The sequence below is a fragment of the Chromobacterium paludis genome (assembly GCF_008275125.1).
Taxonomy (GTDB): domain Bacteria; phylum Pseudomonadota; class Gammaproteobacteria; order Burkholderiales; family Chromobacteriaceae; genus Chromobacterium; species Chromobacterium paludis.
The window spans coordinates 945,279-960,077 of the sequence record NZ_CP043473.1 but is presented as its reverse complement, the minus strand read 5'-3'; the positions used below and the strand labels follow the sequence as shown (position 1 = coordinate 960,077).

Genomic DNA, 14,799 nt, shown 5'->3' with positions numbered 1-14,799 from the left:
AGGCGGCGCGATGGCGGCCGTTTATTGCTTGGGCGCGGCCTTGCCTTCATAACGGCGCGACCACTCCTTCAGGATGGCGTCGCGGTGCTTGGCGGCCCAGCCGAAGTTGTTCTTGGCGAGGCGCTGCGCGTAATCCACCGGGATGAAAGGGTTCTGCTTGGCCACGCCCGGCATCGCCAGCACGGCGTAGTTCTGCTCGTAATGCTTCATCGCGTCCAGGCTGACCGAGAAGTCGGCCAGCTTCTTGGCCGCTTCCAGATTCTTGGTGCCCTTCATGATCGCGGTGGCTTCCAGATCCCAGCCCAGGCCTTCCTTCGGGTAGATCAGGTCGATGGGCGCGCCCTTCTCCTTCAGCTGCGCGCCGCGGTATTCAAACGAGATGCCGATCGGATACTCGCCGGCCGCGGCCATCTTGCACGGCTTGGAGCCGGAGTGGACATACTGGGCGATATTGCCGTGCAGCTTGTCCATATACGCCCAGCCTTGCTTATCGCCCATCATCTGCAACCAGGCGGACACATCCAGATAGCCGGTGCCGGACGAGGCAGGATGCGGCATCACAATCTGATCCTTGTAAATGGGCTGGGTCAGATCGGCCCAGCTTTGCGGCTTGGGCAGATGTTTCTTGGCCGCTTCCACGGTGTTGAAGCAGAGGGTGGCGGCCCACACGTCCATGCCGGTCCACTTGGGCGGCTGGGCCTTGTCCACGAATTGCGGATTCAGCTTTTGCACGCCCTTGGGCGAGTAGGCCTGCAGCATGCCCTGCTGATCCAGGATCATCAGGCTGGTGGCGGCCAGGCCCCATACCACGTCGGCCTGCGGATGGTTCTTTTCCGACAGCAGCTTGGCGGTGATCACGCCGGTGGAGTCGCGCACCCAGCGAATCTCGATGTCCGGATTCACTTTTTGAAACGCCTCCTGATAATCCTTGACCTGGTCCGCTTCCAGCGCGGTGTAAACCGTCAGCACCGTCTTGGCCTGGGCCAAAGGCGACAGCAGGCCGCTCAGGACAAGACAACATGCGACAGCCAATTGCTTCTTCATCGACAACACTCCTATGTTTAGACGTATAGACAAATATGCCCATACCCCACCGTACCTAGAAAACTGCGGCCACTATGCCGCCAGGCGATGACAGGACGGTGAAATCGACATGAAGCTTGCTTTGCCCGGCTAGACCATTCCCGCAGAGCCTGTCGCGCGGTCAGCGGCCTCCGCAGTTATATCTATATTGACAATCATGGGCTGCGCCATTTTGCCGCCCTTTCGCGCCGGAGAGACGAAAGCATGGCCGCACCCCGCCCGCCCCGCCCCAACAGCACCCGCCTGGCCTTCGCCGCCCTGCTGCTCCCGGCGGCGCTGTTGCTGTGCTCTCCCGCCCGGGCCGACAAACCCGTCATCCATGTCGGCATCGTGCCGCAGCAATCCGCCTTGGCCCTGGCGCGCAGCTGGGGGCCATTGCTGCAATACCTGGGCCGGCCCTGCGCCCTGGATCTGCAATTCGAGACGGCGCCAGACATCCCCTCGTTCGAGCGGCGCGTTGCCAAGGGCCTATACGATCTGGTGTATTTCAACCCCCTGCATTACGTGCAATTCCATGACAGCGTCGGCTACCAGGCATTGGCCCGGGAAAAGGACACCAAGCTGGTTGGCCTGATCGTGGTGCGCAAGGACAGCCCCATCCAGGATGTGCGCCAGCTGGAAGGCAAGACGCTGGCCCTGCCCGCGCCGGAGGCCTTTGCCGCCAGCGTGTTGCCGCGGGCCGAACTCGACGCCATGGGCGTCCACGTCGGCGTCCGCTATGTCGGCTCCCACGACTCGGTCTATCTCGCCGTCCGGCAAGGGCTGTTCCCGGCCGGCGGCGGCATCAACCGCACCTGGAGCCAGCAGCCCGACGCCGTGCGCCAGGAGCTGCGCATCCTGTGGCAAACGCCGCCGCACACGCCGCATGCCTTCGCCACCCGGCCGGGCATGCCCGACTCGCAGCGCCAATGCCTGCTGCAAGCCATGACCCATCTGCCAGACACGCCTGAGGGGCAGGCCCTGTTGCAGCACGTGAACCTGAAGCCGCTGACGGCGGCGCGGGACGAGGACTGGAACGACATCCGCCGCCTGGGCATACGCTACCAGGCGCCGGCGGAGCGCTAAACCATGTCGTTCCGCCTCAAGACCATACTGGGCATCGCGCTGATCGAAATGATCATGCTGGGCATTCTGCTGCACTTCGGCCTGGGCCTGCTGCACGACACCAGCGCGCGCGAGCTGCTCAAGCGGCGGCAGATCATCGCTGAGCAATTTGCCCAGGCCAATCAGAACGCCGTGCTCAGCACCGACCTGGCCACGCTGCAGAATGCGGTGGAACAAATGGTGAAGTCCGCCGGCATCGTCTACGCCCGCGTATACGACAGCCGCAACCGGCTGCTGGCCGAGGCTGGCGACCCGATGGCGCTGGCCTTGCCGCCCTCGCCCAGCCAGGACATCGACCGGCTGCCGCCCGGCCAGCCGCTTACCATCAAGCGGGACATCCGCGTCGGCGGCATCCACTACGGCCGCGTGGAGCTGGGCACTTCGGTCGCCGCCCACCAGCAGCTGATGCAGCAGGCGCGGCAGAACGGCCTGCTGCTCGCCGTGTCGGAACTGGCGCTGTCCGCGCTGTTTTCCCTGCTGCTGGGGCTCTACCTCACGCGCCAGCTGAACTCGCTGCAGCAAGCCGCCACCCGCATGGCCGACGGCGAGCTGGGCTATCAGGTGCCTGTGCGGGGCAAGGACGAACTGGCCCGCACCGGCCAGCTGTTCAACCAAATGTCCATCCAGCTGGCGCATGACCGCGCCCGGCTGGAGGCGGCACTGAACCAGGCCGAACAAAGCGGACAGCATCTGCGACGTCAGGAAAAAGTGTTGGACGCCATCAATTACCTGCAGAGCCTGTTCATCGGCAAGGCCCATCCCGACACCATGTTCAGCTACGCCCGGGACATCCTGCTGCTGTGGTTCGAAGCCGAGCACGGATTCCTGTGCGAGGTGCTCAGCCCGGCCAAGCAGCCCCAATTCCACCCCATCACGCCGGCCCTGAGTCCGCCGCCGCAAATGGACGCCGCCCAGTTGCTGCAACGCTGCCTGTACCGCCAGCAGGAACAGCTGCTGGCGTTGCAGCAAAGCGCGGCCGGCCCGCTGCGCGAGGACTACCATTTCCTAAGCGTTCCCATCATGCTGGCGAGCCGGGTCATCGGCGTGTTCACACTGTTTTACCCCCACCCGGTCGCCCCGGAACGCGGCAATGACTTTCCGGTCCCGCTGATGAACACCCTGGCCCAGCTGATTCTGGCCAGCCAGGATCAACGCACGCTGGAGCAGACGCAGCTGCAGCTGTCGCGGCAGCAAATGCTGCTCACCGCCGTCATCGAAACCTCGATAGACGGCATCGCCACCTTGGACGAGAACGGGCTGTTCACCAGCGCCAACCATGTGGCGGAACAGATGTTCCGCCTGCCGCGAGGCGGCCTGATCGGCACCGCCTTGCAGGACTGCCTGGAGCCGGACAGCCGGCGCGCGCTGCAGCCGCTGCTCAATGGCGACGACATCAAGCTGGGCAGCCTGCTGCAATTGACCGCGTTGCGCGCCGACGGCACGCCCTTTCCCATGGAGCTGGCGCTGACGCGCATGCCGGACACCGGCAGCGACTGCTACAACCTGACCATGCGCGACATCACCGCCCGCCAGGCGGCGGAGCGGGAATTGCGGCGCGCCAAGGAGCAGGCCGATGCCGCCAATCAGGCCAAGAGCGCCTTCCTGGCCACCATCAGCCATGAGATCCGTACGCCGCTGAACGGCGTGCTGGGCATGCTGGAGCTGCTGCAGCTGAGCCAGCTGGACGCCGAGCAGCAAGACACGCTGGACACCGCGCGCGACTCCGCCCGCACCCTGCTGCTGCTGATCGACGATGTGCTGGACTTCTCCAAAATCGAAGCCAACCAGCTGGAACTGGTCAAGACGCCCACCGACATCTGGCCGCTGCTGCAAAGAGTGCTCAGCCTCTACTCCCAGACCGTCGAGAAAAAGGACCTGGACTTCGACCTGCAGATCGACCCCCTGCTCGCGCCCGTGCTGCTGCTGGACCCCTTGCGCTTGCGGCAAATCCTGCAGAACCTGCTCAGCAACGCCGTCAAGTTCACGGCCACCGGCAGCATCATCCTGCGCGTGCAGGTAAAAGAGGAGGCCACCGGCTGGCAAAACCTGTGCTTCGACGTGATGGATACCGGCATCGGCATTCCGCCGGAACAGCTGCAGGGTTTGTTCCAGCCTTTCAGTCAAGGCGACACCGACACCACCCGCCGCTACGGCGGCACCGGACTGGGGCTGGCCATCTGCCGCCGCCTGGCCGAGCTGATGGGCGGGGAGGTGACGATAGCCAGCGAACTGGGACGCGGCACGCGGGTTTCGCTGCATATCCGCGCGGAAGTGGCGGAACGCCAGGCACGGTCGGCGACCGGCGCCCCGGCCTCCGCCTTGATCCATGCGGAAAAGCGCATCCTGCTGGTGGAAGACAATCCCACCAATCTCAAGCTGGCGACCAAGCAACTGGAAAAGCTCGGCTATCGGCCCGACACCGCCGAAGACGGCGCCCAGGCCTTCGAAAAATGGCGGCACAATCATTACCATCTGGTGCTGACCGACTGCCTGATGCCCAATATCGGCGGCTTTGAACTCGCCAGGCTGATCCGCAGCTACGAGGCGGAGCACCCCGTCCGTCCGCGCGCGGCCATCATCGCCTGCACGGCCAACGCCGCGGCGGAGGAGCTGCAAAAGACTCGCGACGCCGGCATGGACGATTACCTGGTCAAGCCCTTGGCGCTGGACACCCTGGCCGCCACGCTGGAAAAGTGGCTGCAAGGGGCGCCCGCCGCCGCCAACCCGCCCCTGCCCGCGCCGCCTGACAGCTCCGCGCCGCTGGATCTGTTCGTACTGCGCGAGCGCGGCGGCAAAAGCCCCAAGCTGGAAAACCGCCTGCTGCGCGAGTTCCTCAAGAACACCCGCCGCAACATCGCCCGCATCCGCGACGCCATCATCAGCGACAATCTGCCGCTGATCGCCGGCACCGCCCGCGACATCGAGGCCGAGGCCGTGCAGATCGGCGCCCGCGCCATCGGCGAAGCGGCCAAGCACATGGAACAGGCCGCCGCCTCCCAGCTGGCCGACGCCGTGCCCAGACTGATGCTGCAACTGGAAGCCGCCTGCCTGGATGTGGAGCAATGGCTGGCCAACCGCGGCATCCCGCGCGAGTTAAGCCATGGTTGAAATACAAATCAGCTATAATGGTTGGTTTGGACACTTTTTGTGTTAGAACATGAGCCTGCCACGCCTATTCGACAGCATCATCACCCGCCTGCTGGTTCTGACCCTGCTGATCATCACCGCGGGGGTGGTCGTACGCTACTACGTGCTGGGCGATTTTCTGTACCAAGACCTGAGCCAGGTGGTGGGCAAACAGCAACTGGCGCTGGCAAGCTACGTCGCCCGCGACATCGACCAGAAAGTGTCTCAGCGCCAGGCACTGTTGAACGGCCTGGCGCGCGCCCTGCCGCCCACGCTGCTGGATGACCCGGACCGCTTGCGCCAATGGCTGCGCGAACGCTACGACTACCAGCCGTTTTTTTCCGTCGGCATGCTTGTGCTCGGCCGCGACGGCAGGGTCATAGCCGACTACCCGCCCCGTGGCCCGCGGCTAGCCGCCGATGACCGGGACCGCGACTACGTGCGCGCCGGCCTCGCCGGCCAGCCTTACATCGGCCGCGCCATCATCGGACGCGCCGCCGGCGTGCCGGTGCTGCCCATGGGCGCGCCCATTCGCAATGCTGACGGCCGCGTCCTGGCGGTCCTGGCCGGCCTCACCGCGCTGGGCGCGCCAAACTTTCTCGATCTGCTGCAGCGCACCCGCATCGGCGATAATCACAACAGCTTCCTGCTGATCTCCCCGCGCGACCGCCAGTTCGTTTCCGCTTCCGAGCCCAGCATGATATTGACGCCGCTGCCCGCGCCCGGCGTGAATCGGCTGCACGACAAGGCCATGGGCGGCTGGCGCGGCTATGGCACCACCGTCAACGCCAAGGGCGAGGAGGAAATCAGCGGCGTCGCCTCTGTGCCCAGCGCCGGCTGGTTCGTGGTCGCGCGCCTCCCCAGCGAGGATGCCTTCGGCACGCTGAACCGATTGAGGCGCCTGGCGCTGCGCAACACCGTCATCGCCCTGACCATCTTTGCCGTGTTCATAGGCGGGGGCATGTACCTGGTGCTGCGCCCGCTGTTTCAAGCCGCCAGCCATGCCGACAAGATGACGAGAGGCGAACGCCCCCTGGAGCCTATGCCCATCCCGCGCAACGACGAGGTGGGGCATTTGATCGGCGCCTTCAATCGCCTGCTGAGCAAACTGGACAAACACCATCTGGAACTGGCGCACCAGGCTCACCACGACCCCTTGACCGGCCTGCCCAACCGGTCGCTGCTGACCGACCGGCTGCAGATGACGCTGGCCCAGGCGCAACGCAAGCAGTCCTCGCTGGCGCTGCTGTTCATGGATCTGGATGGATTCAAGCTCATCAATGACAGCCACGGCCATGAAATGGGCGACAAAGTGCTCCGCCTGGTCGCGCAGCGCCTAAGCGCCATCACGCGCCAGTCCGACACCCTGGCGCGCATGGGCGGCGATGAGTTCGTGCTGTTGCTGGGCAATCTGGAAGACGATGTCGAAGACGTCGCGCGGACGGTCGCCGCCAAGTGCCAGCAAGCCATCGCCGATCCCTTCCTGGTGGACAGGCTGAAGCTGCGCCTGGGCATATCCATCGGCATCGCCATCGGCAATGGCGACAGCACCCCGGACCAGCTGCTGCAGACGGCGGACCAGGCGATGTACCGCGTCAAAAAAACTGGCCGCAGCGGCCAGGAAACCATCAGGCTATAAACAAGCGCGCGCCCGCGCGTCATAACCCGCAACGCGTCCCGACCAACGGTTTTCCGAGAAGAGAGACACTTTCATGAGGCAACTGCAGACCATCAAGGTTGGCCCGCGCCTGGCCGTATCCTTCACCGTGCTGCTGGCCATCCTGCTGGCCATTTCCGCCAGCGTCTGGAGCGGGCTGGCCCATATCGAGCAGGCCGCCCGCGTCATCGTCGACGAAGACGCCAGCAAACAGCAGGCGGCAGCCGATCTGGACCGCCACTCGCAAAGCGCCGCCTTGCTGCTGCTGCAGATCGTCGCCACGCCGGAACGACCGCAACGCGTGCCCTTGTACGCCGCCATGGACGAAGCCAACCATAAGGCCAACGACGCCTTGCAGAAACTGAAAGCACTGCCCTGGCGCTCGGCGCAGGCCGGTACGCTGCAAAATCTGGCCGACTTGCGCGCCGCCTACCTCAAGGCCTTCGGCGAAACCGTTGACCTGGTGGAAGCGGACGATCCGGCGGCGCTGGCCAAGCAATACGGCAGCCAAACCCGTCCCGCGCTGCAGGCGCTGCTGGCCGCCACCGCCGAACTGTCCGCCGCCCAGCAAAGCCATATGAACGCGGAAATGGCCGAAGTGCTGTCGCTGATGGGCGCCACGCGCGGCCTGCTGCTGGCTTTCAGCTCCGCCGCGGTGCTGATCGGCCTGTTGCTGGCCTGGGCCGTGACCCGCAGCATCACCGGGCCGCTGGCGCACAGCGTCACCGTGCTGGGCGCGATGGCGCGCGGCGACCTGCGCAGCCGGGTCCGCGCCGACGGCCGCGACGAGACGGCGCAGATGCTGCGCCAGATGGAAACCATGCAATCGGGGCTGGCCCAGCTGGTCAAGGAGCTGCGCGCCAGCGCCGATGTCGTGGCCGACACGGCCGCCGCCACCCGCGGCAGCGCGGCCGAAGTGGCCGGCGGCGTGGAGCGGCAGCAGGCGGAAATCCACCAGATCAACGGCGTGGTCGGCGCCTTTTCAGCCAAGCTGGACCGCGCGGCCGCCACCGCCGGCCAGGCCCAGCAGCAGGCCCGCAGCGCGGCGCAACTGGCTGACCGCGGACAAAGCCTGATCGAAACCGCTTCGCGCGAGATCGGCCTGATCGCCGGCCAGATACGCGGCAGCGCCGAATCGGTGGACGCGCTGCGCCAACGCGCCAACTCCATGCACGACATGATAGAAGCCGTCACCGACATCGCCGAGCAAACCAATATGCTGGCGCTGAACGCGGCGATCGAAGCCGCCCGCGCCGGCGAAATGGGCCGCGGCTTCGCCGTGGTGGCGGACGAGGTGCGCAACCTGGCCGCGCGCACCGCCCAGGCCACGCGCGAGGTCAATCAGGTCATCAGCGACATGGACGCGCAAACCTCGGACGCCATGGCGCGCATCGAGCAAGGCCAGCGGGAAATGGCGCGCGGCGTGGCGCTGATAGGCGAAATCGTGGCGCCGCTGACCGAGCTGAAACAGGGCGCCACCGCCACCGTGGGCGAACTGGACCGGCTGGCGACGGACATCGCGGAGCAAGTGCGGGAGAGCCAGGCCATTGCCGGCAGCGTGTCGGAAATCGCCCGCTCCGCCGACGAGAGCCTCAAGGCCAGCCAGGACGCCCGTCACGGCAGCGGCCGCCTGCAGGAAGTCAGCGCCGCGCTGCAGGCCCAGATGCGTCGTTTCGTGGTGGATGGCTGAATTCGCGACGCGACAGCAAGGCCAGAAAACGTTCGCCGGCCTCCGCCAGCTCGCCGTCGTTCCACAGCACTTCGCAGCCAGGGGGCAGCGCGAAGCTGCCCGCCTCGCGCAGGCGCCGCGCAATCTCCTCCGCCGACTCGCGGCCGCGGCCGGCCAATCGCGCGGCCAGCACTTCCGGACTGGCCGTAATCCACAGCGGCCGCAGCGTGCGGAAATGCGACTGCGCCAGCTCCAGGCTGGAGCGCGAGCCATTCACCACCACATCCATGCCCTGCGCCAGCCACACATCCACCTCCACACCCAGGCCGTAAGCCAGGCCATGCCGCCGCCAACAAAGCGCGAAGCAGCCGCTGGCCTCGCGGGTGTCAAACTCCTCCGCGCTCAGCGCCACGTGGTTCTCGCCGCCGGCATTGGCCGGCCGCGTGATATAGCGGTGGGCGAACATCACGCCGCCGGGCTGCCGTTGCCTCGCGTAAGCCAGCAGGCTGTCCTTGCCCGCGCCGGACGGGCCGATCACATACCACAGCGTTCCCGTTTCAACGGTCATAACGCGCCACCTCGCCGTCAAAACCGCAGTAGGCCAGATAGCGGAACGGCCTGTCCTGCTCGCGCTCAAGGAACAGCGCGATGCCGGCGATCTCCACCGCACCCAATTGTCCGGCAAAGTGTGTCCGCGCGCCCTGCTCCAGCGCATCGGCCATTTGCGAACCGCGAGCCAGGCTGTCGCTGAGCGTCATGTGAAAGCGAAACTGCTCGAACACATAGGGATAGCCCCAGCGCCGGTACAAAGCCTGCTGCCTGTCATTCAAACCGGCCCTGGCCTTCAACGGCGCGGCGCGATCCGCCAGCGGCGCCAATGTCGCCACGCAGGCGGCGGCCAGTTCGTCCAGCTCAGGCGATACCCTCTGTGGCCGCAAGGCCAGGAAATCGCCCAGCCAGTCCACTTGCAGCGGCAAGGCGAAGGGCCGGAATGTCTGAGCCAGCGCAGCCGTTCCACCAAGCAAAGCGTCCTGATCGACATCCGGCCGCAGCGCAAACGGCGCCTTCAAGGTGGCGTGCCAGCCGTAGCGGGCAGCTGCGCGGGTCAGGTCGGCTTGCGTCTCCGCGTCCATGCCATCCAGCGGAGGTTGTTCCGCCGTCTCCCCGCTGACGGCATCCATGCCCAGCCATTCGCAGCCGGCGCGCCACAGCTCGCTATCCGGTCGGGGGGCGTAATAAACGGCATAGCGCGTCATTCCTGCTCCATCACCAATTGCACCAGGTCGCCGTTGAAGCAGGTGACGCCGTACTGCACCGGCGCGCCGGCTGCATCGACGTTCAAGGACTTCACATGCAGCACCGGCCGGTTTTTGGGGATGCCCAGGTAATCGACCGTCTCCGCATCCGGCAGCCGGGCGGTGACGCGGGTGAAACGGCGGGTATAGTCCGCCACGCCGCAGTCGGCCAGCGCGCGCGTCACCGAGCGGTGTCGCAGATAGGCTTCCGGCAAGCCTGGGAGCCGGGAAGCGGGAAAGAACAGGGTCGCGTAATCCACCACCCGTCCCTCTACCTTGCTCAGGGTCTTGATGCGGAACAGCGTATCGCCCACGGCCAGCTGCAACAGCTCCGCCAGCTCGGCGTTGGCCGGCACCGTGTCGCTGTTCAAAATGTCCACATCGGAGCTGAGGTTCTGCTTGGCCATGTTCTGCGAAAAGCGCGTGCGCTTGCTGATGGCGTAGTCGATCGCATTGTCCTGCACGAAGGTGCCGCGCCCCTGCTCCACCCTCAGCAGGCCGCGCTCCACCAGCGTGGCCACCGCGCGGCGTATGGTGTGGCGGTTGACGCCGAACCGGTCCGCCAGCTGCAGCTCGGTGGGCAGCTGCTGGCCCGCCTGCAAGGCGCCGCCTGCGATGTCGGCCGCCAATGCCTCCTCGATCTGCCGCCACACGGCGACGCCGGAGCCTCTCTCTATCATTCCTATCCTTTCGCGTTTCTTAAACGACGTTTTCGCCTGGATCTGCAAATAGCAAACACGGGGCCGACGCGCCCAGATCCCTTCAAGCCTGCCATCGGGTGGCAGGCCCGAGGTTTTAAGCGGCTGCCTGTTTGAGCGATTTGACGTTAGCAAATCGCGAGTTCAGCCGCGCCTCGGGCCTGGCGAGACCCGACGGGAAGCCGCAGGCCAGGCTTGCAGGGTGGCTTTTAGGGGTGGGGGGGATATTTGGCCACACAAATATCCCCTCCCTGCCCGCCGGGCAGCCCCGGCTATGAAAAGCATCATCCGCGCAGCGGATTCAAAAAACATGTTGATCACCGCAGCGCTAAAGCAATCGTCTGCGCCCGCCTTGAAAACGTCACAAAACCTTCATCGCCGCATGCTGTTAAGCCATCGTTGCCCGCCATTATCATGCATACGTCTATACGTTTATATGAATATTTCTTGAACCATGAGGCACACGATGGACACCTCCACCCGACAGCGCTGGCTTTCCGCGCTGGCCAACAGCCCCATCGAACGGCTGCAGGCCCTGCTGCCGCCGGATCTGCCCGCCGAGACGCGCTGGCTGCGCCGCGCCGAAACCGGCCTGATGATGCTGCAAGGCCGCAGCGGCGGCAGCGGCGCCCGTTTCAACCTGGGCGAAATCAGCGTCAGCCGCGCCAGCTGCCAGATAGGCGATCATATCGGCCACGGCTGGGTGCGCGGCACCGACGGCCGCCATGCCGAGCTGATCGCCCAGGCCGACGCGCTGCTGCAAGACCCGGCCCGCCATGGCGAACTGATGAAGGCCTGGATTGCGCCGCTGGAAAGCGAGCTGGCCGAGCGCCGCGCCGCCCGTTCGCGCGAAGCCGCCGCCAGCAAGGTCGAATTCTTCACCATGCTGCGGGGGGAATGACCATGCGCAGCGCTTTTTCCCAGCCGGTGGATGACGCCCAGCAAACGTTCCGCGCGGTTCTGTCCGCGATGGCAGAACCCTTGCTGCCACGCGCGCTGCCGGTGTTGCCGCCGGCCCTGCCCGGTCTCCAGGCCGGCACCGCAGCTTTGCTTTACACGCTGGCAGACCAGGGCGTGAGCGTCTGGCTGCCGGCGCTGCCCGATGAAACCATTTCCAGCCTGCGCTTCCACACCGGCATGCGCATGACCGATCTGCCGGAACAAGCGGACTTCATCGTCATCGCCGCCGGCATGCCGCTGCCAGATATCATGAGCCTGAAAGCCGGCAGCGCCGAATACCCGGACCGCTCGGCCACGCTGTTGATCGAAGTGGATGATTTCGGCGCGGACCAGGTGGAAGGCGGCGGCCCCGGCTTCGCCGCGCCGCGCCACTTCGGCGCCGCCGGCCTGCCTAAAGGCTTCTGGCGCGAATGGCAGCGCAATCACGCCCGCTTTCCGCTGGGCGTGGACGCCGTGCTGATTGCCAACACCCACATCGCCGGGCTGCCGCGCAGCGCCCGCATCCGGGAGGGTTGAATGTACGTAGCCGTGAAAGGCGGGGAAACCGCCATCGCCCGCTCCTGGAACCTGCTGGCCGCCGCGCGCCGCGGCGACGAGGCCGCGCCGGAGCTGACCATCGCCCAAATCCGCCAACAGCTGCGCCTGGCCGTGGCCCGCGTGATGCAGGAAGGCTCGTTGTACGATGAGGAATTGGCCGCGTTGGCGTTGAAGCAGGCCAGCGGCGACAGCATCGAGGCCGTGTTCCTGCTGCGCGCCTTCCGCACCACGCTGCCGCGCTTCGGCCAGAGCCTGCCGCTCAACACCGCCGCGATGCGGGTGCGCCGCCGCGTGTCCGGCACCTTCAAGGACGTGCCGGGCGGCCAGATCCTCGGCCCCACCGCCGACTACACCCAGCGCCTGCTGGATTTCAGCCTGATGGAGACCTCGCAAAAAGTCGAACCGGAACAAGCCGCCGCGCCGCTGCCGGACATGCTGCCCGGCGTGCTGCAGCTGCTGGACCGCGAAGGCTTGATCGAAGCCGACCTGCCGCCCGAGGGCGATCCGGAGCCGGTGGACCTGACCCGCGAGCCGCTGATGTTCCCCGCCAGCCGCCCGGCGCGGCTGCAGAACCTGGCCCGCGGCGACGAAGGCTGGCTGTTGGGCCTGGCCTACTCCACCCAGCGCGGCTACGCCGAGAGCCACCCGTTTGCCGGCGAAATCCGCATGGGCGAGGTCAGCGTGATGGTGTGCCCGGAAGAGCTGGGCTTCGAGATCGACATCGGCGAGATCACGCTGACCGAATGCCAGATGATCAACCAGTTCGCCGGCAGCAAGACCGCGCCGCCGCAGTTCACCCGCGGCTACGGCCTGAGCTTCGGCGAGGCCGAGCGCAAGGCGATGGCGATGGCGCTGGTGGACCGCAGCCTGCGCGCCGAGGAGCTGGGCGAAACCGCCCACGCGCCGGCGCAGCAAGGCGAATTCGTGCTGTATCACAGCGACAATGTCGAAGCCTCCGGCTTCGTCCAGCACCTGAAACTGCCGCATTACGTGGACTTCCAGGCCGAGCTGGCGCTGATCCGCCAGCTGCGCGCCGCCGCCGACCAGGAGAAGGCCGATGACTGATTCCCGCAACGACCGCTACAACTTCGGCTTCCTCGACGAGAACACCAAGCGCATGCTGCGCCGCGGCCTGCTCAAAGCGGTGGCGATACCCGGCTACCAGGTGCCGTTCGGCAGCCGCGAAATGCCGCTGCCCTACGGCTGGGGCACCGGCGGCATCCAGGTGACCGCCAGCGTGATCGGCCGCGACGACGTGCTGAAAGTCATCGACCAGGGCGCCGACGACACCACCAACGCCGTCAACATCCGCCGCTTCTTCGGCCGCGTGGCGGGCGTGGCCACCACCACGGCCACCCGCGACGCGACGCTGATCCAGACCCGTCACCGCATCCCGGAAACACCGCTGCAGCCCGGCCAGATCATGATCTTTCAGGTGCCGGAGCCGGAACCGCTGCGCACGCTGGAAGCCAGCGAGGTGGAAACGCGCAAGCTGCACGCGCACCAGGAATACGGCCTGATGCACGTCAAGCTGTACGAAGACATCGCCCGCTTCGGCCACATCGCCGCCAGCTACGACTACCCGGTGATGGTGAATGGCCGCTACCTGGCTTCGCCGTCTCCGATTCCGAAATTTGACAATCCCAAGCTGGACATGAACCCGGCGCTGCTATTGTTCGGCGCCGGCCGCGAGAAGCGGCTGTACGCGATTCCGCCCTACACCAAGGTGGAAAGCCTGGCCTTCGACGATCATCCGTTTACGGCCCAAAGCTGGGAGCAAGGCTGCGCGCTGTGCGGTTCGCGCGTGAGCTATCTGGATGAAATCGTCACCGACGACGCCGGCAGCCGGCTATTCGTCTGTTCGGACACCGACTACTGCCAGCGGGAGAAACAAGCATGATGGCGCCCATTCTTACCGTGAGCGGGCTGAGCAAGGACTACGGCAATGGCCAGGGCTGCTTCGACGTGAATTTCCAGCTGTATCCGGGCGAGGTGCTGTGCATCGTCGGCGAATCCGGCTCCGGCAAGTCCACGCTGCTGTCCACCCTGGCCGGCCGCCTGGCCGCGGACGCCGGCAGCGTGCGCTTCGCCGACCGCGACGGCGCGGCGCACGAGCTGACCCACCTACCGGAAGCCGAACGGCGCCGCCTGGCGCGCAGCGAATGGGGCTTCGTCACCCAGCACGCCCGCGAAGGCCTGCGCATGGGCGTCTCCGCCGGCGCCAACGTCAGCGAGCGGCTGATGGCGCTGGGAGAACGCCACTACGGCCGGCTGCGGCAGACCGCCGGCGATTGGCTGGAAAAGGTGGAGATAGACCGCGCGCGGCTGGACGACAAGCCGTCCGCCTTTTCCGGCGGCATGCAGCAGCGGCTGCAGATCGCCCGCAATCTGGTCACGCAGCCGCGGCTGGTATTCATGGACGAGCCCACCGGCGGCCTGGACGTGTCGGTTCAGGCGCGCTTTCTCGACCTCACCCGCCGCCTGGTGCGCGACGCCGGCATCGCCGTCATCATGGTGACGCATGATCTGGGCGTGGCGCGGCTATTGGCTCAGCGCACCCTGGTGATGCAAAAAGGCCGCGTGGTGGAGGCCGGCCTCACCGATCAGATCCTCGACGACCCGCAACACCCGTACAGCCAGCTTCTGGTGTCTTCCATCCTGCAGGCCTGA

The 14,799-nt window shown here is 66.2% G+C and carries 13 protein-coding genes; 9 read left to right on the top strand and 4 right to left on the bottom strand.

Annotation, left to right across the window (positions count from 1 at the left end):
• Positions 1–21: 21 nt before the first annotated feature.
• Positions 22–1,044, bottom strand: a complete 1,023-nt coding sequence (locus tag FYK34_RS04380; RefSeq protein ID WP_149295234.1) for a putative 2-aminoethylphosphonate ABC transporter substrate-binding protein — start codon at positions 1,042–1,044, stop codon at positions 22–24.
• A 243-nt stretch (positions 1,045–1,287) separates the two neighbouring features.
• On the opposite strand from FYK34_RS04380, the gene FYK34_RS04375 reads away from it, so the two are divergent.
• The 4 genes from FYK34_RS04375 to FYK34_RS04360 all read left to right on the top strand — a co-directional run bounded on the left by FYK34_RS04375 (position 1,288) and on the right by FYK34_RS04360 (position 8,660).
• On the top strand, positions 1,288–2,148 hold the full coding sequence (locus FYK34_RS04375) for a phosphate/phosphite/phosphonate ABC transporter substrate-binding protein (RefSeq protein WP_149295233.1): 861 nt from the start codon (positions 1,288–1,290) through the stop codon (positions 2,146–2,148).
• Between the two features lie 3 nt (positions 2,149–2,151).
• Positions 2,152–5,295, top strand: a complete 3,144-nt coding sequence (locus FYK34_RS04370) for an ATP-binding protein (protein WP_149295232.1) — start codon at positions 2,152–2,154, stop codon at positions 5,293–5,295.
• 49 nt (positions 5,296–5,344) lie between these two features.
• A complete protein-coding gene (locus tag FYK34_RS04365; protein WP_149295231.1) occupies positions 5,345–6,952 on the top strand; it encodes a GGDEF domain-containing protein in 1,608 nt (535 codons plus the stop codon).
• 73 nt (positions 6,953–7,025) lie between these two features.
• A complete protein-coding gene (locus FYK34_RS04360; protein ID WP_149295230.1) occupies positions 7,026–8,660 on the top strand; it encodes a methyl-accepting chemotaxis protein in 1,635 nt (544 codons plus the stop codon).
• Here FYK34_RS04360 and phnN read toward each other — a convergent pair.
• Genes phnN through phnF form a run of 3 tightly spaced genes read right to left on the bottom strand, consistent with a single transcriptional unit; the run spans position 8,611 to position 10,614 of the window.
• Entirely contained in the window at positions 8,611–9,207 is a 597-nt protein-coding gene (gene phnN, locus FYK34_RS04355; RefSeq protein ID WP_149295229.1) for a phosphonate metabolism protein/1,5-bisphosphokinase (PRPP-forming) PhnN, read from the bottom strand. The two genes, FYK34_RS04360 and phnN, sit on opposite strands and share 50 nt — an antisense overlap.
• On the bottom strand, positions 9,197–9,895 hold the full coding sequence (locus tag FYK34_RS04350; protein ID WP_149295228.1) for a DUF1045 domain-containing protein: 699 nt from the start codon (positions 9,893–9,895) through the stop codon (positions 9,197–9,199). The genes phnN and FYK34_RS04350 overlap by 11 nt, the downstream gene beginning before the upstream one ends.
• Entirely contained in the window at positions 9,892–10,614 is a 723-nt protein-coding gene (phnF, locus tag FYK34_RS04345) for a phosphonate metabolism transcriptional regulator PhnF (RefSeq protein WP_149295227.1), read from the bottom strand. The genes FYK34_RS04350 and phnF overlap by 4 nt, the downstream gene beginning before the upstream one ends.
• A 484-nt stretch (positions 10,615–11,098) precedes the next feature.
• Between phnF and phnG the strand changes: the two genes are divergently transcribed.
• From phnG to phnK, 5 genes are read left to right on the top strand one after another with little or no spacing between them, the layout of a single operon-like run.
• Positions 11,099–11,533, top strand: a complete 435-nt coding sequence (gene phnG / locus FYK34_RS04340) for a phosphonate C-P lyase system protein PhnG (RefSeq protein WP_149295226.1) — start codon at positions 11,099–11,101, stop codon at positions 11,531–11,533.
• Positions 11,534–11,535: 2 nt separating this feature from the next.
• A complete protein-coding gene (gene phnH, locus FYK34_RS04335) occupies positions 11,536–12,108 on the top strand; it encodes a phosphonate C-P lyase system protein PhnH (protein ID WP_168209643.1) in 573 nt (190 codons plus the stop codon).
• Positions 12,109–13,194, top strand: a complete 1,086-nt coding sequence (locus tag FYK34_RS04330) for a carbon-phosphorus lyase complex subunit PhnI (protein WP_149295224.1) — start codon at positions 12,109–12,111, stop codon at positions 13,192–13,194. It abuts the gene before it with no gap.
• A complete protein-coding gene (locus FYK34_RS04325; RefSeq protein ID WP_149295223.1) occupies positions 13,187–14,029 on the top strand; it encodes an alpha-D-ribose 1-methylphosphonate 5-phosphate C-P-lyase PhnJ in 843 nt (280 codons plus the stop codon). Before FYK34_RS04330 ends, FYK34_RS04325 begins: the two co-directional genes overlap by 8 nt.
• A complete protein-coding gene (gene phnK, locus FYK34_RS04320; protein WP_149295222.1) occupies positions 14,026–14,799 on the top strand; it encodes a phosphonate C-P lyase system protein PhnK in 774 nt (257 codons plus the stop codon). The genes FYK34_RS04325 and phnK overlap by 4 nt, the downstream gene beginning before the upstream one ends.

Coding starts and splice junctions, on each gene's coding strand:
- FYK34_RS04350 (WP_149295228.1), bottom strand. CDS start 9,895: ATGACGCGCTATGCCGTTTATTACGCCCCCCGACCGGATAGCGAGCTG.
- FYK34_RS04360 (WP_149295230.1), top strand. CDS start 7,026: ATGAGGCAACTGCAGACCATCAAGGTTGGCCCGCGCCTGGCCGTATCC.
- FYK34_RS04365 (WP_149295231.1), top strand. CDS start 5,345: ATGAGCCTGCCACGCCTATTCGACAGCATCATCACCCGCCTGCTGGTT.
- phnN (WP_149295229.1), bottom strand. CDS start 9,207: ATGACCGTTGAAACGGGAACGCTGTGGTATGTGATCGGCCCGTCCGGC.
- FYK34_RS04375 (WP_149295233.1), top strand. CDS start 1,288: ATGGCCGCACCCCGCCCGCCCCGCCCCAACAGCACCCGCCTGGCCTTC.
- FYK34_RS04330 (WP_149295224.1), top strand. CDS start 12,109: ATGTACGTAGCCGTGAAAGGCGGGGAAACCGCCATCGCCCGCTCCTGG.
- FYK34_RS04380 (WP_149295234.1), bottom strand. CDS start 1,044: ATGAAGAAGCAATTGGCTGTCGCATGTTGTCTTGTCCTGAGCGGCCTG.
- phnG (WP_149295226.1), top strand. CDS start 11,099: ATGGACACCTCCACCCGACAGCGCTGGCTTTCCGCGCTGGCCAACAGC.
- phnF (WP_149295227.1), bottom strand. CDS start 10,614: ATGATAGAGAGAGGCTCCGGCGTCGCCGTGTGGCGGCAGATCGAGGAG.
- phnH (WP_168209643.1), top strand. CDS start 11,536: ATGCGCAGCGCTTTTTCCCAGCCGGTGGATGACGCCCAGCAAACGTTC.
- FYK34_RS04325 (WP_149295223.1), top strand. CDS start 13,187: ATGACTGATTCCCGCAACGACCGCTACAACTTCGGCTTCCTCGACGAG.
- FYK34_RS04370 (WP_149295232.1), top strand. CDS start 2,152: ATGTCGTTCCGCCTCAAGACCATACTGGGCATCGCGCTGATCGAAATG.
- phnK (WP_149295222.1), top strand. CDS start 14,026: ATGATGGCGCCCATTCTTACCGTGAGCGGGCTGAGCAAGGACTACGGC.